Source organism: Marinobacter sp., assembly GCF_041686475.1.
In the GTDB taxonomy this organism is placed as follows: Bacteria; Pseudomonadota; Gammaproteobacteria; order Pseudomonadales; family Oleiphilaceae; genus Marinobacter.
On sequence record NZ_JAWLDU010000045.1, the window covers coordinates 1 to 24376 of the forward strand.

Sequence of the window (24376 nt, forward strand, 5' to 3'; positions counted from 1 at the left end):
ACTGCTACCGGATTGTCCACCTTGCGAAGCAGGGGAGCATCATTGTGGGAGTCGCTGTAAAACCAGGCGCCTTCAAGGCTCTCGCCCGTTGATTCGAGCCAGTCATGCAGGCGGGTTACTTTACCGTCCTGAAAGCTTGGAACGCCCGCTACTTCTCCCGTGTAGCGTCCATTAACCAACTCGGGCTCTGTAGCAATCAGGTGCTCAATACCCAGCAGCTCTGCCACTGGCTCGGTTACAAAACGGTTGGTGGCAGTGATGATAAGCAGCGTATGACCCTGGGCGCGGTGGCTGTCCAGTAGTTCTGTGGCGCTGGCCTGCATCATGGGCCGGATTTTCTTCTCGACGAATTCCTTCCGCCAGGCCAGTAGCTGCTTCATATCGTGGTGGGCCAGTGGCTGCAGGGCGAAGCTCAGGTAGTGCATGATGTCCAGTTCGCCGTTCAGGTATTCCTGATAGAACCTGTCATTGGCTTTTTGATATTCATCCGCGTCTACAATCGACTCTTCCACCAGGAATTCACCCCAGGCATGGTCGCTGTCCCCGGCGAGCAGGGTGTTATCAAGATCAAAAATCGCAAGCGTCAACGTTGGTTCCTCCGGCAGGAAGGGCGAATGTCAAAGGGGGCGACAGTCTACCATGACATGCCGCCGCCGGCTCCGTTTGCCGAAGCCTTGGGATTCTGTAAGAATGAGAGCAACTTGGATAAATCCGGCCGGTAAATTTTTAATCCGGTCGACCGACTTTTAAAAGGACTGTGCCGTGATAGATTCAGACGGTTTCAGACCCAATGTCGGAATCATTCTGGCCAATCACAGGGGGGAAGTCCTCTGGGCAAGGCGAATAGGGCAGGACTCCTGGCAGTTCCCTCAAGGTGGCATCAAGCACGACGAATCACCGGAGGAAGCTCTCTACAGGGAGCTGGCAGAGGAAATTGGTCTGGGTACGGGCGATGTGGAAATCATCAGCTGTACCCGTGGCTGGCTGAGATACCGCCTCCCTCGCAGGATGGTGCGGCACAATTCGCATCCGGTCTGTGTGGGACAAAAACAGAAATGGTTCCTGCTGAGGATGCTTTCGCCGGATGCGCAGGTGCGCGTAGACGGTACAGACTCACCGGAATTCGACGGCTGGCAATGGGTCAGTTACTGGTACCCTCTTGGGCAGGTCGTCTCGTTCAAACGGGAAGTCTATCGACGTGCGCTGCGAGAGCTCGCGCCGCGGCTGTTTTATAACATGGAACAGTGGCACCGGAACGAGCAGTCCCGGCGTACGAAGGATCAATAGAAATGACGGATTGAAGCCGCCATGCTGAGCATACTGCGAAGTCTTGTACAAGAGGTAAACAGCGCCCGCGATTTGCAGGAAGCGCTGGACGTCATTGTTTCGCGTGTGCAGAAAGCCATGGACACCGAGGTATGCTCGGTTTATCTGCTTGATCCGGCCACCAATCGCTACATTCTCATGGCCACCGAAGGCCTTTACCAGCAAGCGGTCGGGCAGGTCAGCCTGGGCTATTCCGAGGGCCTGATCGGTCTGGTGGGCTCCCGCGAAGAGCCTATCAATCTGGAGAATGCCCCTTCTCATCCCCGCTATCGCTATTTCCCCGAGACCGGCGAAGAGCGTTTCCGCTCGTTCCTTGGTGTGCCCATTATTCACCATCGCCGGGTTCTGGGGGTTCTCGTTGTTCAGCAAAGGGAAAGCTCCCGCTGTTTTGATGAGGGCGAGGAAGCGTTTCTGGTAACGGTTTCGGCGCAGCTGGCCGGTGTCATTGCCCATAGCGAGGCGACGGGCGCTATCAGTGGCCTGTCCCTGACCGGTGAAGAAGCGACGGATGTCAGTTTCAGTGGTGTGCCCGGTGCGCCGGGTGTTGCCATCGGCAAAGGCGTAGTCGTTTACCCGGCAGCGGATCTGGACGTTGTACCGGAAAAACCCACCGACGACGTCGAACTGGAGTTGTCGCTGTTTAATGGCGCCGTCACTGCGGTTCGTGAAGATATTGAGCGGGTGGCCGCGCGGCTTGCGTCCCAGCTTCGTCCTGAAGAACAGGCGCTGTTCGATGTCTACCTGCGCATGCTGGGCGACGATGCCATGCCGGGCGAGGTGTCCAATCGGATCAAGGAAGGTTTCTGGGCTCAGGGCGCCCTGAAGCAGGTGGTGCAGCAGTATATCCGTCACTTTGAAATGATGGAAGATCACTACCTCCAGGAGCGGGCTGTCGATATCCGCGACCTGGGACGCCGTTTGCTGTCTCACCTGCAGGAGGGAGAACAGAAAGACACGGTTTATCCGGAGAACACGGTCCTGGTCAGCGAAGAGTTAACCCCGGCCATGCTGGGCGAGGTTCCGAAAGGGCGTCTGGTCGGCCTGGTGTCGGTGAAAGGCTCCAGCAACTCCCACGTTGCCATCCTGGCCCGTGCCATGGGGGTGCCAACTGTCATGGGCCTGGTGGACATCCCGGTAAACCAGCTTGACGGCAAGGATCTGATTGTCGACGGGTTTGAAGGGCAGATCTTTGCGTCTCCCTCTGCGGATCTGCGGAATTTCTATCAGGAAATCTGCGACGAGGAAGATGAGCTGGTCAAGGGGCTTGAAGCCCTGCGGGATCTGCCCTGTGAAACCACGGATAATCACCGGGTCTCGTTGCTGGTGAACACCGGCCTGATGACGGATGTGGTGCGCTCACTGAGCCACGGTGCCGAGGGCATAGGCCTGTACCGTACTGAAGTGCCCTTCATGATCAAGGATCGCTTCCCCTCCGAGCAGGAGCAGCGGGAGTATTACCGTGAGCAACTGGAAGCATTTGCTCCCAACCCGGTCACCATGCGCACGCTGGATATCGGTGGCGACAAGGCCCTGACTTACTTCCCGATTCAGGAAGAAAACCCGTTTCTGGGCTGGCGCGGTATCCGCGTAACCCTTGACCACCCGGAGATTTTCCTGGTGCAGGTTCGGGCGATGCTCAAGGCGAGCGAGGGGCTGAACAATCTTCAGATCATGTTGCCGATGATCAGCAATATTTCCGAAGTGGAAGAGTCCCTTCACTTGATTTACCGGGTATATCACGAGGTCAGGGAAGAAGGCTTTAACATTCATATGCCCAAGGTCGGGGTGATGGTGGAGATTCCAGCGGCGGTTTACCAGATCCGCGAGCTGGCGGATCGTGTCGATTTCCTGTCGGTCGGCTCCAATGACCTGACCCAGTATCTTTTGGCGGTCGATCGTAACAATCCGCGTGTGGCCCAGTTGTACCACTCCTATCATCCGGCCGTACTGCAGGCGCTCGTCCGGGTTGCCCAGGATGCCCATGCGGTGGGCAAGCCCGTGGGTATCTGCGGTGAGTTGGCAGGTGATCCCGGTGGCGCTCTTTTGTTGATGGCGATGGGGTATGACTCGTTGTCGATGAACGCGGCCAGTCTGCCCAAGGTCAAGTCCGTTATTCGCAGTGTCAGCCGTGAATGGGCCACCCAGCTGCTTGAAGACGTACTATTGCTGGATTCGCCCCACGTTATCAAAAGCTGTGTGGATCTGGCGCTTCGAAATGCCGGCTTCGGGCGTTATCTGCGACCCGGCAAGTCAAGCTCCATAGCTCATGCCGAGAAGGCGCTCTCCTGATGGCTGGCTGCCGTGGAGTTTCACATAGGGTGTTCACTCTAAAATGGACTGCTACGGTAAGAGGCATTAGCCAACAGTACCCGCAAGGGGATAAGAAATAATGGCAACGACGACAGCAATCAAGCCCCGCCCCCGCATCGGTCTCGCTCTTGGAGGCGGAGGCGCGTTGGGCGGAATCTACGAAATCGGGGCATTGCGGGCGTTGGATGAAGCGCTGGACGGGCTCGATTTTAACGATATTGACGTCTACGTCGGCGTGAATGCCGGGTCTTTTGTGGCGGCCAATCTGGCCAACCAGATGACCACGGCCCAGCTATGCCGGATTTTCGTGCGGAATGAGGCCGAGGTCCATCCGTTCCATCCGGAGGTGTTCTATCGCCCCGCCTTCCGGGAGTTCGGCAGCCGGATGCTTGCGGTACCCGGCCTGATGACCACAGCGGTTCGCCGTTTTGTGAACAACCCTTATGACCAGAGTCTGCTGGAAGCGATGACGATCCTCGCGCAGGCGGCACCTGCCGGGTTATTTGATAATGAAGGTCTGCATGACTACCTGCAGCGGGCCTTTACCATGCTCGGTCGTACCAATGATTTTCGCCAGCTCCGTCGCAGCCTGTACATTGTGGCGGCGGACGTGGAGAGCACCGAGGCTGTCTGCTTTGGGGCACCCGGCTTCGACCATGTGCCCATTTCCAGGGCGATCCAGGCCAGCATGTCGTCGCCGGGGATCTATGTGCCCGTCACCATTGACGGGCGTTACTATGTGGATGGCACCCTGAGAAAAGGCCTGCATGCTTCGGTGGCTTTTGAGGATGGCGCCGATCTGGTATTTGCGGTTAATCCCCAGGTGCCGATTGATGCCAGCGCGGCAGTACGGGCCGGCACCATGGCGCCGGGGGAATTGACCCGCTCCGGCATGCCCCATCTGCTGTCCCAGATGTTCCGCACCATGGTTTATTCCCGCATGCAGTCCGGGATTGCCCAGTATGCACGGGATTATCCGGACAAGGATATCCTGCTGTTCGAGCCTACCCGGGATGATGCCAAACTGTTTTTCTCGAATGTATTCAGCTTCCAGTCCCGTCGGATGGTGTGCGAGCACGCCTACCAGATGACCCGGCGTGACCTGCTGAACCGTGCGGATGAACTGGAACCGAAACTGGCCAAGTATGGTATTCGACTGCGAAGGGACCGGCTGGAAGACGAGCAGCGTACCATCAGCACCAGTCTGTATGGTGAGATGCTGCCACTTTATGTCGCGAAAGGGCGCAAGAAGAAGGCCCAGAAAGGCCGTCTGGCGACAGGGCTGGATAACGTAACAGAGCTCTTTAGCAAGGCGCTGTAGACGCCTCGGAAGGCGTCAATAGGATGTAGAACATAGGGTGCGCCCTCTGCGCACCCTGTTGACCTGAAGTCCCTGTCAGAGAATGTACCGGCTTAGATCTTCGTCTTCGGCCAACTCACCCAGTTTCTCATCCACAAACGCAGCGGTTACTTCAAAGTCGTCGGTAATCTGATCGCCCGCCTCAAACGACAGACTTTCCAGTAGCCGTTCCAGCACCGTGTGCAGTCGACGCGCACCGATATTCTCGGTGGTCTCATTGACCTTGTAAGCCACTTCCGCAATGCGGGCGATGGCGTCTTCGGTGAAGGTCAGTGTCACGCCTTCGGTGCCCATCAGTGCCTCGTATTGCTGAACCAGTGACGCGTCCGGTTCAGTCAGGATGCGTTTGAATTCATCCGGTGTCAGTGCCTGAAGCTCAACGCGGATGGGCAGGCGGCCCTGCAGTTCCGGGATCAGGTCAGACGGTTTGGACAGATGGAAAGCACCGGATGCGATGAACAGGATATGATCGGTTCGCACGGCGCCATACTTGGTACTGACGGTGCTGCCTTCAATCAGTGGCAGCAGGTCCCGTTGCACGCCTTCCCGTGAAACGTCGGAAGAGGTGTTTTCCGAGCGTTTGGCGACCTTGTCGATTTCATCAAGGAAGACAATGCCGTTCTGTTCCACGCTCAGAATGGCCTTTTGCTTGATTTCCTCTTCATTGACCAGCTTGGCAGCTTCCTCATCGCGAACCTGCTTCATGGCGTCTGCCACTCTCATCTTGCGGGTTTTGCGCTTGTCGGAAGACATGCTGGAGAACATGTTCTGCAGCTGGCTGGTCATCTCCTCCATACCGGGAGGCGCCATGATTTCAACGCCGGCACCACTGTTGCGCAGGTCAACCTCGATCTCTTTGTCGTCCAGTTCGCCTTCACGCAGTTTCTTGCGGAACAGCTGGCGGGTAGAGGAGTCTTCGACTTTCTGGCTGTCTTCCTTGAAGTCACGGGGCGGAGGCAGCAGGGCGTCAAGGATGCGCTCTTCGGCAGCATCCATGGCGCGATGCTCGTGACGCTTCATTTCCTTTTCGCGCAGCATCTTGATGGCCATATCCGCCAGGTCACGGATGATGGATTCCACATCCCGGCCCACATAACCCACTTCGGTAAACTTGGTGGCTTCCACTTTCAGGAAGGGGGCGTCCGCCAGCTTGGCCAGCCGCCGGGCTATTTCGGTTTTGCCGACACCGGTGGGGCCAATCATCAGAATATTTTTCGGGGTGATTTCGTCACGCAGCCCGCCTTCCAGTTGCATCCTGCGCCAGCGGTTGCGCAGGGCAATGGCGACGGAACGCTTGGCCTCTTGCTGGCCCACGATGTGTTTGTTGAGCTCGTGGACAATTTCACGGGGGGTCATTGCAGACATGCTGGCTCCGGATTAATCGTTGGCTGATAGCACTTCAAGGGTGCGATTGTGGTTGGTGTAGATGCAGATGTCGGCCGCGATATCCAGGCCCTTTTCCACAATCTCGCTGGCTTTCAGGTCGGTATTTTCCAGCAGGGCCCTGGCCGACGCCTGGGCAAACGGGCCGCCAGATCCAATGGCAATCAGCCCCTGCTCCGGTTCGATGACGTCACCATTGCCGGTGATGATAAGTGAGGCTGTCTTGTCGGCAACGGCCAGCAAGGCTTCCAGCCGGCGTAGTGCGCGATCCGTTCGCCATTCTTTTGCCAGCTCCACGGCGGCTCGGGTGAGGTTGCCCTGGTGTTTTTCCAGCTGGGCCTCGAAACGTTCGAACAGGGTAAAGGCGTCGGCGGTGCCACCTGCAAAACCAGCCAGTACCTTGTCGTTGTAGAGTCGGCGAACCTTGCGGGCGTTGCCCTTCATCACGGTGTTCCCGAGGGAGACCTGGCCGTCGCCACCCATGGCCACTTCGTCGTCACGCCTGACAGAAAGTATGGTAGTCATTCTGGCTCCACTTGCCTGATAGAAAACGGTATTCAGCAGTTATGGAGGCGGGCGGGCGGTTTTCAAGGGTCGCAGAGAAGAGAGAGTCAGGAGGGCCCGTCAGCCCTCCTTGGGGATTTTCCGGACCAGCGGCTGGATGTTCAGGTTGACCAGCTTGTCGATCGCAGCGTTCATCTGGCTGCGGGAGGTAAACGGGCCCACATTAACGCGATACCAGGTGCTGCCGCTATCGATATCAATGCGCTTCACATTGGCTCGCAGCCCCTGGAACGCGATCTCGGCGCGTTGTCTTTCCGCGTCTTCCTGCTTGCGGAAGGAGCCGGTCTGGACCAGGTAATCAAACGTCTGCTGGCTAGGCCCCGGGGCATATTCTTCGACCTCTGGCGCAACCACTTCCGAGTCCGGCAGCATGTCGTAAAAGCGAAAGCCCGGTTTTTCATCGCTGGCAGTGGTATCGGGTGCCTGCTCTTCAACCACTGGTGGCTGGGCCGGGGCCGTGCCTGATCCTTTGTCCTGCTCGGTTGTTGGCAGTGAGTTCAGGTAGGCAATAAAGCCGATAAACCCGCCCACAGCCGCCAGCGACAATATCCAGCGCAGGGACAGTCCGCCGCGCTGTGACTTCGCCGCTGCCGGACGCTTTGCCGGCCGTTTCTGTTTGCGAGCCGGTTTTGCGGCTTTCGTCGGTGTTGCCGGCTTGCTGGCCGGTTTATGCTTGCGGGCGTAATCTCGGGACATGCCGGATGATTTCCTGTTGCTTGCCTTGATGTTCAGATCAGTAACACGGTGCCTGAATGGCTACATCTCTTCCGGTGCGCTCACACCGAGCAGGTCAAGGCCGTTGGCAATCACCTGCCTGATGGCAAGATACAGGGTTACCCTTGCATCCCGTACGGCAGTATCCTCGATCAACACCTTGTGGGCGTTGTAATAGGTGTGGAACTGCCCGGCAAGATCCCGCAGATAATGGGTCAGGTGATGGGGCTCACGCAGCCTGGCAGAGCTCTCGATCAGCTCCGGGTACTTGGCCAGCTGGTTTGCCAGATCCTTCTCTTCATCAAGGGTCAACAGGGACAGATCGCCAACACACTCGTTCAAACCGCGCTCAACACCTTCCTCTCCCAGTTTTCTGAGTACGCTGCAGATACGAGCATGGGCATACTGAACGTAATAAACCGGGTTTTCATTGGTCTGGGAGCGGGCCAGGTCGATATCGAAGGTCAACTGGGAATCTACCCGGCGTGCGGCCAGGAAAAACCGGGTCGCGTCGCGGCCCACTTCGTCGATCAGGTCACGAACGGTCACGTAGCTTCCGGCGCGCTTGGAAATCTTCACTTCCTGACCGGAGCGGGTCACCATCACCATCTGGTGCAATACGTAATCGGGCCAGCCCTGGGGTATGCCGGCATTCAGTGCCTGCAAGCCGGCGCGAACACGGGTAATGGTGGAGTGATGATCTGCGCCCTGTTCGTTGATCACGGTGGTAAACCCGCGCTGCCACTTGTCGAGGTGATAGGCGACGTCGGGCAGGAAGTAGGTGTAGCCACCGTCTTTCTTGCGCATTACGCGGTCTTTGTCATCACCGAATTCGGTGGTTTTCAGCCACATGGCACCATCGTGTTCATAGGTGTAGCCGTTTTCCTGCAGGCGTTTTACTGTCTGCTCCACTTTGCCATCCTCGTACAGGGATGACTCCAGGAAATACACGTCGAACGTCACGCCAAAGGCTTTCAGGTCCAGGTCCTGCTCACGGCGCAGGTAGGCAACGGCGAAATCCCGGATGGCCTGCTGGTCTTCCGGGTCGGCCTTGCCGGTAACTTCCCGGTCGTCGGCAGTGACGGTTTCCCCGGCCATGTAGGCGTTGGCAACATCGGTGATGTAAGCGCCACGGTAGCCGTCGTCAGGCCAGTTGTCGTCTTCCGGTGTCAGCCCTTTTACCCGCGACTGAACGGAAAGCGCCAGGTTGTTGATCTGGGCGCCGGCGTCGTTGTAGTAAAACTCACGGGTAACGTCGTAACCATTGGCCTCCAGCAGCCGGCTCAGGCAGTCGCCGATTGCCGCGCCACGACCGTGGCCAACGTGGAGGGGGCCAGTGGGGTTTGCGGAGACAAACTCCACCTGAACCTTCTCGCCCTTACCGTTGGTGTTGCGGCCATATTGCCCGGCTTCGCCAAGAATGGTATTGACTACCTCAAACGCACTGGCCGTGCTCATGAAGAAGTTGATGAAACCCGGCCCGGCAATCTCTACCTTCGCCACCGCTGAACTTTCCGGCAGTCTCTCCACCAGGGCCTCTGCCAGCTTTCGTGGCGGGCAACCCGCCGCTTTGGATGCTACCAGGGCAATGTTGCAGGCATAATCACCGTGGGATTTGTCCTTGGTGTTGTCTACCTGTGGCGTGAAAGCCTGGCCTGCGGGCAGGGTGCCTTCGGATTGGAGGATTGCCAGTGCAGACTGGAGCAGTTCGGATACGGTCTCTTTCATGCTGTCGGACGACTCGGGTTACAAAAGAATTGGGGTTCGACGATAAGTGTGCCGTCGGGGAATCGAAGGGCGCTATTATCGCGGAAAGTGTGGCTGCAAGCAAAAGCAGCGAGTCCGGTTGAAATGAGTTATCCGGTCTCTTGCGGGTCTACATCAATCATCCATTTCAGGCCGGCCGGCTGTTTGCTCTGATCCAGCGTTTCGCAAATGCGAGCAAGCTGGCGGTTCAGATGCCGGCGATTGCCGCATAGCAGTACCAGTTGTGCCCGGTGGCGATCAGCACGGCGGGCAATCAGAGCGGGGAGGGGGCCCCAGATTTCAACGTTGCGGGACAGCGCCTGAGGCTTGATGGTATCCAGAAGTTGAAGGCTTTTCTCCATGGTTTCGGCTTCTGCCCTGAAAATGGCCATGGCTCGATAGGGCGGCAGCTGTCCCGTTTCCCGCTCCGCAAGCATCTGGTCAGCGACCGGGAGATAGTAGCCCTGTGCCAATGAGCGGAGCAGGGGATGATCACTGTGGCAGGTCTGAATCAGCACTTCGCCGGGTTTCTCGCCCCGTCCCGCGCGCCCACTGACCTGAAGAAGTGTCTGGATCAGCTGCTCAGGGGCTCGAAAGTCCACGCTGAATAACCCGCCGTCCGCATTGACCACAACAACCAGTGTGACATTGGGAAAATCATGGCCTTTTGCCAGCATTTGCGTGCCCACCAGAATGCAGGGGCGGCCACTGTTAACCTTTTTGAGAATGCCCTGGATGCTGCCCTTGCGTTGGGTGCTGTCACGGTCCACCCGCACCACTGGCGTCTCGGGGAACTGTGCGGTCAGAATGTCCTCAGTGCGTTCCGTGCCCTGGCCCACCGGTTTGAAGGCGTCGCTGTCGCACTTGGGGCAGTGATCCGTCGCCGCGGTCTGGAAATCGCAATGGTGGCAGCGCATGGCACGATCGCGGCGGTGATAGGTGAGCCGTGTGTCGCAACGGGGGCATTCAACCATGTGGCCACAGTCAAAGCACATCATGACCGGTGCGAAACCCCGGCGGTTGACGAAAACCAGTGCCTGCTGGCCGTCCTGAAGGCAATTTTCGATCGCCTGCACGGCAGGTCGGGACAAGCCACCTTCCAGTGGACGGCTGCGAATATCCAGTAACTTGATACGGGGCGGTCTGGCATTGCCCGCCCGTTCCTCGAGCCTGATCAGGGAATACTTGCCGGTCAGCGCATTATGGTATGACTCCATGGAGGGCGTGGCAGAGCCAAGAATGACAGGGCAGTTGTTGAGGTGTGCGCGATAGACGGCGGTATCCCGCCCTGAATAGCGGAAACCCTCTCCCTGTTTATAGGAACTGTCGTGCTCCTCATCCACGATAATGGTTTTCAGGCCAGTAAAAGGCAGCAGGACTGCCGAGCGCGTTCCGATCAATATCACGGGTTCGCCATTGCGGATTCTGAGCCAGGTAGACAGTCGCTGTCCATCGCTCAGGGCTGAATGCCAGACGGCAATGCGTGAACCGAAGTAGTGCTGAAAGCGGGCTACAGTCTGGGGGGTCAGGTTGATCTCCGGCACAAGTACCAGGGCCTGATCCCTGTCGCCCAGGCAGTGTTTCAGGTAATAGAGATACAGTTCGGTTTTGCCGCTGCCGGTGATGCCAAACAACAGGGAGGCGCCAAAACCATCTGCCGGCGGCGGGAGTTGGTTTGCTGCATCACGCTGTGCCGGGGAAAGCTCGGGAATGCGGTTGCGGACTTCGTCGGGAACACCAGCGGCGTCCGGCGGTGTTGCCTCGCGGATCAGTTCCTTACCAAGAAGGCTTTTCATTTGCGACCGGGTAAAACCTGCCCCAACGATGTGTTTGCCGCTGACACCTCCGGGCTGTCGTTGCAGCCAGGCCAGAAGCTCTTTCTGCCGTGTTGCATTACCTGGCAATACAGAAGGGTTGCCACAGGCTTGCCAGTACACTTCTTGTTTTTCTGCGGATGGCCTTCCGCGTCGAAGGGCAGGTGGCAGCGCGGTAAAAAGACATTCGCCCAGAGGATGCTGGTAGTAATCTGCTGCCCAACTTAACAGCTGGAAGGTTTCCGCAGGTAATGCGGGCCATTGTTCACAGGCTGAGCTGATCGGCTTGAGGGTAATGCCTTCCGGAGGGGGAACGTTGATGTCAGCGACAATGCCGGTTGCAGATTGCCTCCCGAAGGGCACGGCAACCCGCTGGCCCTGTTGCAGAGTGATGTGATCCGGCACCAGGTAGTCGAACAGCCGCCGGAGAGGGCGGTTCAGTGCTATGCGCGCGGTTCGTGGCACATCGGGCTCCATGGGGTGAGGGTGTTTCGGTAACTGCCTATCCGGTTGTTGCACTCTATCCGGCGTATCCCGTGTCCGGGAGGGATGGTAAGACGGTCCGGGGCTTGCCTGATACCACAATTGCAAGTAAGATTCTCTGTCTGTTTTCGGCAGGGCATGATTGTGCCCCGTCTTCTTAATTGATTCAAACATGCGGTGCCTGACACCTGGAGCCTTTTGAGTTCCCGTGATCAGGTAGCGGCATGACCCGACTGAGGTTCGCCATGAAAGAAGGTATCCACCCCAAGTACGAAGAAATTACCGCTACCTGCTCTTGCGGTAACACCTTCAAAACCCGCTCTACCTACACTCAGGATCTGCAACTGGATGTTTGCTCCCAGTGCCATCCGTTTTACACCGGCAAGCAGAAAGTTATGGATACCGGTGGCCGCATCGATCGCTTCCAGAAGCGCTTCGGTGGTCGTATCGGTGGCAAGAAAGCCTGATCCGGATTCTGATGTTAAGAAAGCGCCTCTTGAGGCGCTTTTTTTGTATCCGCCGGTTGTCCCGGCGAGCGCCGTTGTTGTGGGTGTGTACGCAAAAAGGCTTATTGACTGATCACGAAATGGTCAGTGAGGCCTTGTCTGACGCTGACCTTCGCGCCATAATGTCGCGCTCCGCTGGGCATGGCCCGGTGGCTTTAACCTCTTAAACGTGACAAACGGAACAGTGGCAATGTCTCAAGATCTGAAAGAAGCAGCCCTTGAATATCACGCCAAGCCGCGGCCTGGTAAGCTGAGTGTTGAAATCACCAAGCCCACCAAAACCTCCCGCGACCTCTCTCTGGCGTACAGCCCCGGGGTTGCCGAGCCGGTCCGCGAGATCGCGAAGGACCCAGAAAATGCCTACAAGTACACTGCCAAGGGTAATCTGGTAGCCGTTATTTCTGACGGCTCCGCTATTCTTGGTCTGGGTAACCTTGGCCCCCTGGCGAGCAAGCCGGTCATGGAAGGCAAAGGCGTACTGTTCAAGCGCTTTGCCGGTATTGACGTCTTTGATATCGAAGTCAATTCCGAAAGCCCCCAGGCGTTTATCGAAACTGTTGAGCGTATTGCCGACACCTTTGGTGGCATCAACCTGGAAGACATCAAGGCGCCTGAGTGCTTTGAGATCGAGCGGGCTCTGATTGAAAAGTGCAACGTGCCCATCTTCCATGATGACCAGCATGGTACTGCCATTGTAACTGCAGCTGGCATGATCAACGCCCTGGAGCTGCAGGGTAAAAAGATTGAAGAGGCCAGGATTGTATGTCTTGGTGCCGGTGCAGCGGCTATCGCCTGCATGAAGATTCTGATCAGCTGCGGTGTTCGTTCGGAAAATATCTTCATGCTGGATCGCAAGGGTGTGATTCACTCTGGTCGTGACGACCTGAATCAGTACAAGGCGATGTTTGCCAACGACACTGACAAGCGCACGTTAGATGATGCGATGGATGGTGCGGATGTATTCCTCGGCCTTTCCGGTCCTGATCTTTTGAGCGCTGAACAGCTCAAGCTGATGGCGCCGAATCCGATTGTGTTTGCATGCTCCAATCCTGATCCGGAAATCAGCCCGGAAATAGCGCTGGCTACCCGCGATGATCTAATCATGGCTACTGGCCGGTCGGATTACCCGAACCAGGTAAACAACGTACTGGGCTTCCCTTTCATTTTCCGTGGTGCGCTGGATGTACGCGCCACAGCGATCAATGAAGAGATGAAGGTGGCAGCGGTTCACGCGATTCGCGAGCTGGCGAAAGAGCCCGTTCCGCAGGAGATCTGCGAGGCCTATGACGTTGCGAGCTTCGAGTTTGGCCGGGAGTACATTATTCCCAAGCCAATGGATGTGCGCTTGCTGGAGGTTGTTCCGGCCGCGGTTGCGCAGGCGGCTGTGGATTCAGGTGTGGCGCGCAATGCCTATCCCGCCCATTACCCGCTGAAGTCCATGGACGATATTATCTGATAGAGTCTCTCAGGGTTTCAGGCGATAAAAAAAACCGGCGGATATCCCCGCCGGTTTTTTTATTGATCATAAGGGACTTTATCAGGGCGCTCAGAAGATCTGTCTGGAAAGACCGCCGTCATCGCCATTGTCGCTGCTGCCCGAGGACTCGTCCTGGGGGTCCAGTTCTGGGGGCGCATCTTCTTCTTTGAACAGCTCAAACATGGCGCCTTCCTGCCCGGGGCGTGCACGTTCGCCGGTCTCCGGGTCGATCCGGATGTTTACAATCCCGTTGGGCCTTGGCATCAATGAGGATGACTCCCCGTTAAGGGCGACTGTCATGTAGTCAAGCCAGACGGGCAGGGCTGTACTCGCGCCGAATTCCCGGCGGCCCAGGGGCTGCGGCTGGTCAAAACCAACCCAGACTGTCGTGGCAATGTCGTGATTAAACCCGCCAAACCAGGTATCACGTTGTTCGTTTGTGGTGCCCGTTTTGCCGCTGATGTCGTCCCTTCCAAGCGCCTGTGCACGCCTGCCGGTGCCCAGCCTGATAACGTCACGCATCATCGAGTGCAGGATATATACCGAGCGCTCGTCTGCGAGTCTTCTTGCAATGCGGGCATTGCGATCTTCTTCGTCGATCTCTTTCTGTTCCTCGTCGCAGTCGTCGTCGCAAAGAATGACTTGGGGTGCTTCGAAGATTACTTCGTCATTGACATCAGAAATGCTGTCGACCAGATAGGGGGTAACGTCATAACCGCCATTGGCGATGACTGCGAAACCCCGGGCGAGATCCATGGGGGTCAGTTGCCCGCTGCCAAGTGAAAGCGACAGATCCTTCTGCATGTCCTCGGTGGGTATCTGCAGTTGGTCGAGGTAGTCAATGGTGTTCTGTATACCGAGGTCTCTCAGCAGGCGCACGGAAACCAGGTTTCTTGACCGATACAGGGCTTCTCTCAAGCGGGTCGGGCCGTAAAACTGCCCGGAAGAATTTTGTGGTCGCCAGGTCGTTTCCAGTTCGGAGTCGTCGAAAACGATCGGAGCATCGTTGTAGATTGTCGCCGGAGTCATCCCCTGTTCGAGGGCGCTGAGATAAAGGAACGGCTTGAACGTGGAGCCTGGTTGTCTTTTCGCCTGGGTGGCCCGGTTATACTTGTTCTGGCTGAAGCTATAGCCACCCGCGAGTGCTTCCATGGCGCCTGTTTTTGCCTCCAGGGATATCAGCGCACCCTGGGCTCTGGGAACCTGCGACAGGGCAACGCGCCTGACGTCAGGGATCCCGGCAATGGGCTGGTCGCTGCTTTCTCCCGAATCTTCGTCGTTGCTTGCCGGCTCGGGAGTCATCACAACCATGGGCTTCACATAGACAATATCGCCGGGTGCAACTACGTCCGAGGGTTGTTCAGGTTCCGGTCCGGTCAGGTTTTCGGTCTTGTACCGTCTGGCCCACGTCATGGTGTTGAATGCCATAACCGAGGTGCCCAGACCGCGAGCGTGAAGGTCAACCTCATTGTCGTCGTCCCTGACGCTGGTGACAACGGCCGGAACCAGTTCTGCAACCCGGGGGTAGTTCGCCATCAGGTTATCGAGGCTGTCCGGTTCCAGTTCGTCTTCACCCACCTGACCAATCGGGCCGCGGAAACCGTGACGCTGGTCATACTCCTCCAGGCCTTTGCGCAGGGCCAGGGTGGCTTCGCGCTGTTTTTTGCTGTCCACGGTCAGCTTGACCTTGTAGCCATCGGTGTAGGCAGTATCGCCGAATCGTCTCACCATGTCAGCGCGAGCCATCTCTGCCACGTAATCGGCTTCAACCTCGCTGGAAGGCGCATTGAAGGTGGCGGTCAGAGGAGCCGTAGCGGCCAGTTCGTATGCGTCTGGTGTAATGTACTCCAGGTCCCGCATGCGACCCAGGATCCAGTTTCTCCGGGCTTCTGCGCGGCTCGGGTTGGCCAGGGGGTTATAAGCTGAAGGCGCCTTGGGCAGGCCTGCCAGCATGGCCATTTCTGCCAGGGAAAGTTCGGTTACAGGTTTGTCGTAGTAAACCTGTGCTGCGGCAGCGATTCCGTAGGCGCGATTGCCGAGGTAAATCTTGTTAAGATAGAGCTCCAGGATGCGGCTTTTGTCCAGTTCACGCTCGATCTGAAGAGCCAGAAGTATCTCGTTGAACTTGCGAATAAACGTCCGGTCGCGTGACAAAAAGTAATTTTTTGCAACCTGCATCGTGATGGTACTGCCCCCTGACTGAATCTCTCCGGTGGAGACCAGTTCGATGGCAGCCCGCATCAGGCCTTTGAAGTCGACCCCGAAGTGCTCGTAAAAACGGGCGTCTTCAGCCGCCAGGAAGGCATGTAACTGAATTGTAGGGATCTGTTCGATTGTGACCGGTGCCCTTCTCTTTTCACCGAATTCTGCTATTAATTTGTCGTCTGCGCTGTACACCCTCAACGGGGTCTGCAGCTTGATGTCCAGAAGCTGTTCGACAGGAGGCAGCCCAGGGCGAAGATAGAGGTAAAATCCTGACGCCACGATTGTGGCGAGACTGAGTCCAGTGAGAAAAAGCCATGCAAACAGGCGAGATGTACGTAACAAGTGAGACATTTTTTTCTGACAACTGTTGGATATAGGTCTATCATTTGAGAAATTGCTTTAGGAAGGGCGAGCCGCTTCCCGGGTACAATGTTTCCCATTTAAAGAAGAACGAGCATTGTAGACGGAAAACTGAAGAAATTCTCTTAAATAAAAAACACATATGAAAGAGCTCCGTCAGGAGATTTCATAACCCGGTGCATGTAACCAGGTATAGGGTGAGCGCGTGTTCGGATTGTTCGGAAAAAAGTCCAGTGCTGTCTTGGGTGTGGATATCAGCTCCAGCTCGGTCAAACTACTGGAACTATCAAAGCAGGGCGACCGCTATAAGGTCGAGAGCTACGCAGTAGAGCCATTACCGGCGAACGCTGTCGTAGAAAAAAACATCACGGATGTGGAAGCGGTGGGTGAAGTACTCAAGCGCGTTGCATCCAAGTCCCGCACCAGCGTCAAGCAGGTGGCCGTGGCTGTCTCCGGCTCCGCCGTTATTACCAAGCTGATCCAGATGGACGGTGGTCTTAACGAGTTCGAGATGGAAGATCAGATCACCCTGGAGGCAGACCAGTACATCCCGTACCCATTGGATGAAGTGGCAATCGACTTCGAGGTGCAGGGACCGTCTGAAACCAACCCCGATCAGGTCGATGTGCTTCTTGCCGCGTGCAGGAAGGAAAACGTCGATATCCGCGAAGACGCGCTCGAGATTGCTTCGCTGACCACCAAGATTGTGGATGTGGAAGCCTATGCGCTCGAGCGGGCCTACGCCCTGATCGAATCCCAGCTTGATTCCCAGGGCGAAGAGCTTGTGGTGGCCATTGTGGACGTTGGTGCGACCATGACAACACTCAGCGTGCTCGCAGAAGGCAAAACTGTCTACACCCGCGAGCAGATCTTTGGCGGCAAGCAGCTTACCGAGGAAATTCAGCGTCGTTACGGTTTGTCTCTTGAAGAGGCAGGCCTGGCGAAGAAGCAGGGAGGGCTGCCTGACGACTATGAATCCGAGGTGTTGACGCCCTTCCGTGAAGCGGTGGTTCAGCAGGTAGCGCGGGCACTGCAGTTCTTCTTCGGCGCAAGTCAGTACAATGCGGTCGACTACGTGGTCCTGGCTGGCGGCACGGCATCTATCCAGGGGCTGACAGAAATGGTTGAAGAAAAAACAGGCACGCCAACGCTGGTTGCAAATCCGTTTGCAGACATGGCTGTTGGTTCCAGGGTGAATGCATCTGCGCTGAGCAACGATGCGCCTTCACTCATGATTGCCTGCGGGCTGGCAATGAGGAGCTTTGACTGATGGCAAAGATTAACCTCAGGCCCTGGCGCGAAGAACTCCGGGCAGAAAAACAGAAACAGTTCGTGGTCATGATACTCGGTGCAGCCATCATTGCTGGCGGCCTCGCGTTCCTCTGGAAGACGGATATGGATAACCGTATCGCCTACCAGGAGTCGAGGAACGCCTATATCGAAACTGCGACCAAGCAACTCGACAAGCAGATCAGGGAAATCGAGGATCTCAAGCGCAAGCGCGACGAGCTTCTGTCCCGCATGCAGGTGATCCAGGATCTCCAGGGCAAGCGTCCGGTCATCGTAAGGGTTTTCGATGAGCTGGTTCGCACGCTTCCGGATGGGCTGTACTACACCAGCCTCAAGAAAACCGGAGAGCGCGTGGAGATTGTCGGTATGTCTGAGTCCAACAGCCGCATTTCGTCCCTGATGAGGCGCTTTGAACAGTCCGACTGGTTCAACGATCCCAACCTCTCTAACGTCGCTGCTGCCGACAACGCCCGTGCTGGTTACAGCCAGTTCAACCTGTCGGTTCAACAACAAACACCAGAGCCCGAAGGGGAGGATAAGTAATGAGCCTCGCGGACTCACTTAAAAGCCTCAATGAATTTGATATCAACGATCTGGATGTCAACAACGCCGGTATCTGGCCAGCTCCAGTGAAGGCAATCGTTGCCCTTATAATTTTCGGTCTGATTCTCGGGGGTGGTTACTGGTTCTTCATCAAGGATCAGTATGCCCAGCTTGAGCGGGTTGAGAACACTGAACAGGAACTGCGTGAGCGTTACGAGAACAAGGCTTACCAGGTTGCTAACCTGGAAGTTTTCAAGGCCCAGATGGAGGAGATGGAAGAGACGTTCGGCGCCCTGGTGCGACAGCTTCCCAGTGAAACCGAGGTGCCGGGCCTGCTGGAAGACATAACCAACACAGCGTTGGGCAGCGGTCTTGCGCTTCAGGAAGTCAAGCTGCAGGGAGAGCAGCAGAGGGACTTCTATTCGGAGCTTCCTATCAATATCCGGGTGACGGGCACCTACCATGAGCTGGCAAGTTTCGTCAGCAGTGTAGCGGGCCTGCCCCGTATTGTGACCTTGCACGATCTAACCGTAACACCAACTGGCGGTGATGGAGAGCAGCTTGATATGCAGGTTCTTGCACGCACCTACCGCTACCGGGCTGGAGAATGAGCATGGCGAAACAGCATGCGGCAAAAGCCTGGATAGGTATTTGTCTGGTATCTCTTCTGACGGCGTGTTCCCAGGGCAACGGCTTTTCCGATCTGGACAAGTTTATGTCAGACACCCGGGACAAACCCCGTGGGCACGTAGAGCCCCTACCGGAATTCAAGGCGTACGAGGCGTTCAGCTATTCAGCTGCAGATCGCAGGGCGCCGTTCGAGCCACCGATTGATGTTCAGCTCACCATGGTTGATCAGGAGCCGGAAAGCGACGTTGAGCCGGATCTGGATCGACCGAGAGAAGTTCTGGAAAACTTCGATCTGAAGGAACTCAACATGGTGGGAACTCTGAGTGATACCTCCGGAAGCCTGTTTGCCCTTGTAAGGGATAACGATGGTGGCATTCACCGGGTGCGGTCCGGAAATTATATGGGCAAGAATTACGGACGCATTATCGGTGTTAATGAAACCCGGGTTGAACTGATGGAGATCGTTCCCAATGGCCGGGGCGGATGGGTCGAGCGTCCACGCTCGCTGTCGCTGGATGAAAATGAAGGCTAAGGAGCGGCAATATGACAAATGACAGAAACATGCATGAACAAAAAAGTTTGGGGTCGAGGCTAGCGATGTTCAGAAAACTCAATGTATACGTCGGCGTGATTGCTTTTGGGTTGTTGTCCGGCCTGGCCAATGCGGTCACGCTGGAAGACGTGTCGTTTTCGTCGCTATCCGGAGACCGGGTGGAAGTGACGCTGAAGTTTGACGGCCAACCACCGGAACCGAGTGGTTACACCATCGAACGGCCTGCAAGGATCGCGGTGGATCTTCGGGACACTGACAGCGGCCTGAGTAGCCGCAATATCTCGCTTGGCTCCGGGAATGCCCAGAGCATGACGGTGGTAGAAACCAAGGATCGTACCCGGCTGATTTTCAATCTGGCGGAGTTGGCGCCCTACGAAACAGTCCGCGACCAGAACAGCCTTGTAGTGACGATTGGTTCTGAAGATGGTGCTGCCGTTTCCACTACTTCCACTACAAGTTCACCTGGGACCGTTACAACTGCATCATCCGGACAGTCACGGGAATCATCTTCTGGTGATGCGCTTTCCGGCGTTGATTTCAGAAGAGGCAAGGACGGTGAAGGCCGGGTGATCGTCGATCTGGGCAGTGCCAGCACCCCGGTTGATCTCTCTGAACTGGGTGGTCGAATTCGCCTGACGATGGACGGAACCAGTGTTCCTGATAACCTCCGCCGCCGGCTGGATGTGACCGATTTTGCAACGCCGGTTACCCGTGTTGACACCTTCACCGAAGATGGCAATGCCATTGTAGAGATCCGCCCCGAAGGCAATTACGACTATATCGCTTATCAGTCCGGCTCCCAGTTTACGGTCAGCGTAGAAGAGCTGACCGAAGAAGAGGCGGAATCCCGTCGTGAAGATAAGTTCCCCTACACCGGCGACAAGCTGTCCCTGAACTTCCAGGACATTGAGGTTCGTTCGGTTTTACAGTTGATTGCAGACTTTACCGGCCTCAACCTTGTGGCCAGTGATACGGTCAGCGGCAGCATTACGCTGCGGTTGCAGAATGTACCCTGGGATCAGGCACTGGACCTGATTCTGAAAACCAAAGGTCTGGACAAGCGGCAGATTGGCAATGTGCTTCTGGTTGCGCCGGCTGACGAAATTGCTGCCCGGGAAAAGCTGGAGCTTGAAACCAACAAACAGATCGCCGAGTTGGCACCTGTTCGCCTTGATATTATTCAGGTCAATTACGCTAAAGCCGCAGATGTTGTATCTCTGATCGAAGCGGATGAGGAGCTGATCTCCTCACGTGGCTTCGTATCGTCTGATGCGCGTACCAACACCATCAGCGTGCGGGAAACCGCGGAAAAGCTGGATGAGATCCGGCGTCTGGTCTCGACCTGGGACGTTGCCGTGCGTCAGGTCTCTATCGAGGCTCGCATTGTCCGTGCGCAGACCAATGTGGCCGAGAGCCTGGGTGTACGCTGGGGCGGTGCCGGCTTTGATGCCAGGGGGGATGGAAGCATTATCTCCGTCGGTGGCTCTCTGGGTGGCGTTCAGGACGCCCGTGATTCGGCTGCCGGTCCAGGGTTTGAAACCACCTTCCCGGACGCATTGGCAGTTGATCTTGGTGTAAGCGGTGATGGTGCCTCTTCTTTTGCCATTGGCTGGGGGAGTGATGACTTCCTGGTGGATCTGGAGCTCTCGGCGCTGGAAAGCGACGGGCAGGCAGAAGTGGTTTCCCAGCCACGCGTGGTCACCGCTGACCGACAGACCGCCAAGATCAAATCCGGTGAAGAGATTCCCTACCAGGAAGCTTCTTCCAGCGGTGCAACTTCGGTGTCATTCAAGGAAGCAGCGCTTTCTCTCGAAGTGACTCCGCAGATTACACCTGATGACAAGATCATCATGGATCTGGTGGTAAACCAGGATTCCCGGGGTGAGGTGACGGCCGGTATCCCGGCGATCAACACCAATGAAGTAACCACCCAGGTTCTCGTTGGCAACGGCGAGACGGTCGTGCTGGGCGGTATCTTCCAGTCCGAGGTTGCAACGACCACCACAAAAACACCGTTCCTGGGCGATATCCCATACCTGGGCCGCCTGTTCAAACGCACCGAGCATATTGATGAGCGGAGTGAGCTGCTGATCTTCATCACGCCGAAGATCATCAAGAGTGACCTGATTCAGTAATCCGGTCACTCCCGAAAAACCGCCGTCCATGGACGGCGGTTTTTTTTTGCCCGTTCGTTTTCCGAAACTTATGGAAAACGTTACCCTGTGCTATTCTCAACCGCCGGAATATAGATGAGCGGAAGATATGTCCTTGCCAAAACGAATTGTCCTGGTTGGCCCGATGGGGGCCGGCAAAAGCACTATTGGTCGTATGCTGGCCAAAGAGCTGGGCTATCGTTTTCTGGATTCTGACCGGATCATCGAGGAGCGATGCGGAGCCAATATTCCCTGGATCTTTGACGTGGAAGGCGAAGATGGTTTCCGGCAACGTGAGACAGCGATGCTGGCGGAACTGTCCGAGAGTCCACAAACGGTCCTGGCGACCGGTGGGGGTGCCATAATGCGTGAGGAAAACCATGCCCTTCTGAAGCGCGACGCGGTCGTGGTCTATCTTAAAACATCGATAGAGCAACAGGTTGAAAGAACCCGGCGGGACAGAAACCGCCCGCTGCTACAAAACGACGATCCAGAAGCTGTTCTGCGAAATCTGTTCGCCATCCGGGATCCGATTTACACGGAGCTTGCTGACGTTGTCATGTTTACTGATCGCAAAAGCCCGCGGCTGGTGGTGCGGCAATTGGTGAATCGCATCAATCCCCGAACGCCCAGGCACAAACGACAGATACGCAAGGAAGGCAGAAATCATGCTTGATTCAGCGCGGGAGCTGACCGTAGACCTGGGCGAGCGGACCTATCCGATTATTATTGGACAGGAACTTCTCGGGAGCTATGACCTTACCCCGTTCGTGCAGGGCAACCAGGTGATGATTGTGTCCAATGAAACGGTCGCTCCTTTATACCTTGAGTCTGCCAAGGCCTGTTTCCCCGGTAAAAACGTGGATGTTGCTGTTCTGCCGGACGGTGAAAAGTACAAGGACTGGCAAACCCTGAACCGGATTTTTGATCATCTTCTGGAGCAGCGGCATTCGCGGAAAACCACTCTGGTTGCACTGGGCGGCGGCGTAGTCGGCGATATGACCGGTTTTGCGGCGGCCTCTTACCAGCGGGGGGTACCGTTCATCCAGATACCGACCACGCTGCTCTCACAGGTGGATTCTTCCGTTGGCGGGAAGACGGGCATCAATCATCCGCTTGGGAAGAATATGATCGGGGCCTTTCATCAGCCGGAGGTTGTGCTGATTGATACTGAAAGCCTCAGAACTCTTCCGCCCCGTGAAGTTTCAGCTGGCCTTGCAGAAGTCATCAAGTATGGGTTAATCCGGGATACAGAATTCCTGGGTTGGCTTGAAAAGGAAGTCACCGCTCTCGTTGATCTTGAGACCACCGCGCTGGTGGAGGCCATTTATCGCTCCTGTGCATGCAAGGCGGATGTTGTCGCCCTGGATGAAAGAGAGGGCGGGCTGCGTGCAATTCTGAATCTCGGGCATACCTTTGGTCACGCCATGGAGACGTTTGCAGGGTACGGTAACTGGCTGCACGGAGAGGCCGTAGGTACAGGCATGATGATGGCGGCGGATCTCTCACTTCGCCAGGGGATGATCAGCGAGCAGGACCGCGCCAGAGCAATACGGCTTATTGCGCAGGCGAGCCTTCCGGGGCGTGCGCCGGAAGGCATGACGCCGGATGATTTTCACCGCCTGATGGCTGTGGACAAGAAAAATGTCGATGGTGCATTGCGCCTGGTTCTGCTCCGGGCTCTCGGAGATGCCGTTGTAACGGATGAAGTAGACGTAGTGAAGCTGGATGAGACACTCCGGGCCTTTTGCGTGGTTTCAGGCGATGTGCACGCCTGAATGGCAACCGAACAAAGACGTTACAGGGAATGACAGTGACAGATCAGGGGCTCAACAGTCTTGACGGGGGCGGGCTTTTCCCGCGTCTGCAGGAAAGGTACGGATTGAGAGCCAATCCTCTCGATATGGAAACGCCGTTTTTCCCGGATGCATCCCGCCACCATGCCCTGGAAACGCTCCGCCATCTTTGTGGTTTTGGCGACCTCGCACTCTTGCTAACGGGTGATCCGGGCTCCGGCAAAAGCCGGCTATTGGCGGAACTGGTCAGAAGTGAGTCGTCCCGCCTCGACTTTCATCGTCTTCCAGCTGCCGCATTGACCAGCCCCCAGGCACTCGCCCGTGCCCTGCTCGGTATCGCCCACAAGGGTTTGAAGCCCAACGAGGGTGCACGGGATTCAGTGTATGGATTTTTTCGATGGTCAGAAATTCGTGCGCGCAAGGGCCAGCGGATGGTGCTTCTGATCGACGACGCCGACCGGGCACCTGCTGAAATTGTGAGACTTTTATTGGCTGCGTTTGGTGCAGCTGATCGTTCCGCAGCGGCTGTTCCGGTATTCAGCGGCAGCACACAGCTGATAGAAATGTTGGGACTTTCCGGGGATGGTGACGGTGTTCACCAGATCAACCTTCGGCCACTAACCAGAGAAGAAATAGCTTCCTATCTGGAGCCCCGGATTCATCGGGCAGGTGGCGATGCGAAGACGTTATTGACATCGGCGAGGTTGTCACAGATACACAGCCTGAGCCAGGGCAGTTTTTCCCGGCTGAAACGGGTTACCCCGGCGGTATGGCTGGACATGACGCTATCCGGAAGTGGACGCAGGGGCAGGCGGCCATTCTCCATGCCACTCAACCTGCGTTGGCCGGCTCTTGCCCTGGTGCTGCTGGCAGGTTCCTGGTGGCTGGTTTCCCAGCAATATGACGATACCGTTGCCCGGGAGCAGGCGTCGCCAGAGCCAGAAAAAGTCCGGAAAAGCATAACCATTGGCCCCGATAATCCGGATCCCCAGCGAATCGAACCGGTGTCTGAGTCATCGGAGATCGAACCCGAATTGACGATGGAAGAGCCGCCAGTGCAGCCTGTTCCAGAGCCAGAGCCAGAGCCAGAGCCAGAGCCAGAGCCAGAGCCAGAGCCAGAGCCAGAGCCAGAGCCAGAGCCAGAGCCAGAGCCAGAGCCAGAG

At 56.6% G+C, this 24376-nt stretch carries 20 protein-coding genes; 13 read left to right on the plus strand and 7 right to left on the minus strand.

The window, feature by feature from the left end:
- The coding region (locus tag ACESMB_RS10995; protein ID WP_372971548.1) for an HAD family hydrolase at positions 1 to 587 on the minus strand (587 nt) is incomplete at its 3' end.
- 175 nt (positions 588 to 762) lie between these two features.
- Here ACESMB_RS10995 and ACESMB_RS11000 point away from each other — a divergent pair.
- The 3 genes from ACESMB_RS11000 to ACESMB_RS11010 all read left to right on the plus strand — a co-directional run bounded on the left by ACESMB_RS11000 (position 763) and on the right by ACESMB_RS11010 (position 4957).
- Positions 763 to 1287 (plus strand): RNA pyrophosphohydrolase, encoded by a 525-nt coding sequence (locus ACESMB_RS11000; protein WP_372927605.1) that lies wholly within the window; start codon positions 763 to 765, stop codon positions 1285 to 1287.
- A 21-nt stretch (positions 1288 to 1308) separates the two neighbouring features.
- Complete coding sequence (gene ptsP, locus ACESMB_RS11005; protein ID WP_372927606.1) at positions 1309 to 3615, plus strand: phosphoenolpyruvate--protein phosphotransferase; 2307 nt, start codon at positions 1309 to 1311, stop codon at positions 3613 to 3615.
- A gap of 100 nt (positions 3616 to 3715) precedes the next feature.
- Complete coding sequence (locus ACESMB_RS11010) at positions 3716 to 4957, plus strand: patatin-like phospholipase family protein (RefSeq protein WP_372927607.1); 1242 nt, start codon at positions 3716 to 3718, stop codon at positions 4955 to 4957.
- A gap of 75 nt (positions 4958 to 5032) precedes the next feature.
- On the opposite strand, the gene hslU is transcribed toward ACESMB_RS11010, so the two are convergent.
- From hslU to ACESMB_RS11035, 5 genes are all read right to left on the minus strand, one after another.
- On the minus strand, positions 5033 to 6361 hold the full coding sequence (gene hslU / locus ACESMB_RS11015; protein ID WP_372971549.1) for an ATP-dependent protease ATPase subunit HslU: 1329 nt from the start codon (positions 6359 to 6361) through the stop codon (positions 5033 to 5035).
- 12 nt (positions 6362 to 6373) lie between these two features.
- Entirely contained in the window at positions 6374 to 6904 is a 531-nt protein-coding gene (gene hslV, locus ACESMB_RS11020; RefSeq protein WP_372926001.1) for an ATP-dependent protease subunit HslV, read from the minus strand.
- Positions 6905 to 7003: 99 nt separating this feature from the next.
- Positions 7004 to 7639 (minus strand): SPOR domain-containing protein, encoded by a 636-nt coding sequence (locus ACESMB_RS11025; RefSeq protein WP_372971550.1) that lies wholly within the window; start codon positions 7637 to 7639, stop codon positions 7004 to 7006.
- Between the two features lie 60 nt (positions 7640 to 7699).
- Positions 7700 to 9385, minus strand: coding sequence for an arginine--tRNA ligase (gene argS / locus ACESMB_RS11030; RefSeq protein WP_372926003.1), 1686 nt, complete (start codon positions 9383 to 9385; stop codon positions 7700 to 7702).
- Between the two features lie 128 nt (positions 9386 to 9513).
- Positions 9514 to 11694, minus strand: a complete 2181-nt coding sequence (locus tag ACESMB_RS11035; RefSeq protein WP_372926034.1) for a primosomal protein N' — start codon at positions 11692 to 11694, stop codon at positions 9514 to 9516.
- Between the two features lie 251 nt (positions 11695 to 11945).
- Between ACESMB_RS11035 and rpmE the strand changes: the two genes are divergently transcribed.
- On the plus strand, positions 11946 to 12167 hold the full coding sequence (rpmE, locus tag ACESMB_RS11040; protein WP_285393107.1) for a 50S ribosomal protein L31: 222 nt from the start codon (positions 11946 to 11948) through the stop codon (positions 12165 to 12167).
- Positions 12168 to 12396: 229 nt separating this feature from the next.
- Complete coding sequence (locus ACESMB_RS11045) at positions 12397 to 13662, plus strand: malic enzyme-like NAD(P)-binding protein (protein ID WP_372926004.1); 1266 nt, start codon at positions 12397 to 12399, stop codon at positions 13660 to 13662.
- Positions 13663 to 13752: 90 nt separating this feature from the next.
- On the opposite strand, the gene ACESMB_RS11050 is transcribed toward ACESMB_RS11045, so the two are convergent.
- Positions 13753 to 16239: a penicillin-binding protein 1A gene (locus tag ACESMB_RS11050; RefSeq protein WP_372926005.1), complete on the minus strand. Its 2487-nt coding sequence runs from the start codon at positions 16237 to 16239 to the stop codon at positions 13753 to 13755.
- Between the two features lie 214 nt (positions 16240 to 16453).
- On the opposite strand from ACESMB_RS11050, the gene ACESMB_RS11055 reads away from it, so the two are divergent.
- The 8 genes from ACESMB_RS11055 to ACESMB_RS11090 all read left to right on the plus strand — a co-directional run.
- Complete coding sequence (locus ACESMB_RS11055; protein ID WP_372926006.1) at positions 16454 to 17518, plus strand: pilus assembly protein PilM; 1065 nt, start codon at positions 16454 to 16456, stop codon at positions 17516 to 17518.
- Positions 17518 to 18081: a PilN domain-containing protein gene (locus ACESMB_RS11060; protein ID WP_372971551.1), complete on the plus strand. Its 564-nt coding sequence runs from the start codon at positions 17518 to 17520 to the stop codon at positions 18079 to 18081. Before ACESMB_RS11055 ends, ACESMB_RS11060 begins: the two co-directional genes overlap by 1 nt.
- Complete coding sequence (locus ACESMB_RS11065; protein ID WP_372926008.1) at positions 18081 to 18692, plus strand: type 4a pilus biogenesis protein PilO; 612 nt, start codon at positions 18081 to 18083, stop codon at positions 18690 to 18692. Before ACESMB_RS11060 ends, ACESMB_RS11065 begins: the two co-directional genes overlap by 1 nt.
- A 2-nt stretch (positions 18693 to 18694) precedes the next feature.
- Entirely contained in the window at positions 18695 to 19243 is a 549-nt protein-coding gene (locus ACESMB_RS11070) for a pilus assembly protein PilP (protein ID WP_372971552.1), read from the plus strand.
- A gap of 65 nt (positions 19244 to 19308) precedes the next feature.
- Complete coding sequence (gene pilQ, locus ACESMB_RS11075; RefSeq protein ID WP_372971553.1) at positions 19309 to 21399, plus strand: type IV pilus secretin PilQ; 2091 nt, start codon at positions 19309 to 19311, stop codon at positions 21397 to 21399.
- 127 nt (positions 21400 to 21526) lie between these two features.
- The gene (aroK, locus tag ACESMB_RS11080) at positions 21527 to 22093 is read left to right on the plus strand and encodes a shikimate kinase AroK (protein ID WP_372926011.1); all 567 of its coding nucleotides are present in this window, start codon (positions 21527 to 21529) and stop codon (positions 22091 to 22093) included.
- A complete protein-coding gene (aroB, locus tag ACESMB_RS11085; protein WP_372971554.1) occupies positions 22086 to 23195 on the plus strand; it encodes a 3-dehydroquinate synthase in 1110 nt (369 codons plus the stop codon). Before aroK ends, aroB begins: the two co-directional genes overlap by 8 nt.
- 104 nt (positions 23196 to 23299) lie before the next feature.
- On the plus strand, positions 23300 to 24376 hold a 1077-nt coding region (locus ACESMB_RS11090; RefSeq protein WP_372971555.1), incomplete at its 3' end, for an AAA family ATPase.

Bases quoted from the DNA above. Each gene is read 5' to 3' on its own strand.
- ptsP (WP_372927606.1), top strand. From the start codon at position 1,309: ATGCTGAGCATACTGCGAAGTCTTGTACAAGAGGTAAACAGCGCCCGC.
- ACESMB_RS11010 (WP_372927607.1), top strand. From the start codon at position 3,716: ATGGCAACGACGACAGCAATCAAGCCCCGCCCCCGCATCGGTCTCGCT.
- hslU (WP_372971549.1), bottom strand. From the start codon at position 6,361: ATGTCTGCAATGACCCCCCGTGAAATTGTCCACGAGCTCAACAAACAC.
- hslV (WP_372926001.1), bottom strand. From the start codon at position 6,904: ATGACTACCATACTTTCTGTCAGGCGTGACGACGAAGTGGCCATGGGT.
- ACESMB_RS11025 (WP_372971550.1), bottom strand. From the start codon at position 7,639: ATGTCCCGAGATTACGCCCGCAAGCATAAACCGGCCAGCAAGCCGGCA.
- argS (WP_372926003.1), bottom strand. From the start codon at position 9,385: ATGAAAGAGACCGTATCCGAACTGCTCCAGTCTGCACTGGCAATCCTC.
- ACESMB_RS11035 (WP_372926034.1), bottom strand. From the start codon at position 11,694: ATGGAGCCCGATGTGCCACGAACCGCGCGCATAGCACTGAACCGCCCT.
- rpmE (WP_285393107.1), top strand. From the start codon at position 11,946: ATGAAAGAAGGTATCCACCCCAAGTACGAAGAAATTACCGCTACCTGC.
- ACESMB_RS11045 (WP_372926004.1), top strand. From the start codon at position 12,397: ATGTCTCAAGATCTGAAAGAAGCAGCCCTTGAATATCACGCCAAGCCG.
- ACESMB_RS11050 (WP_372926005.1), bottom strand. From the start codon at position 16,239: ATGTCTCACTTGTTACGTACATCTCGCCTGTTTGCATGGCTTTTTCTC.
- ACESMB_RS11060 (WP_372971551.1), top strand. From the start codon at position 17,518: ATGGCAAAGATTAACCTCAGGCCCTGGCGCGAAGAACTCCGGGCAGAA.
- ACESMB_RS11065 (WP_372926008.1), top strand. From the start codon at position 18,081: ATGAGCCTCGCGGACTCACTTAAAAGCCTCAATGAATTTGATATCAAC.
- ACESMB_RS11070 (WP_372971552.1), top strand. From the start codon at position 18,695: ATGGCGAAACAGCATGCGGCAAAAGCCTGGATAGGTATTTGTCTGGTA.
- pilQ (WP_372971553.1), top strand. From the start codon at position 19,309: ATGTTCAGAAAACTCAATGTATACGTCGGCGTGATTGCTTTTGGGTTG.
- aroK (WP_372926011.1), top strand. From the start codon at position 21,527: ATGTCCTTGCCAAAACGAATTGTCCTGGTTGGCCCGATGGGGGCCGGC.
- aroB (WP_372971554.1), top strand. From the start codon at position 22,086: ATGCTTGATTCAGCGCGGGAGCTGACCGTAGACCTGGGCGAGCGGACC.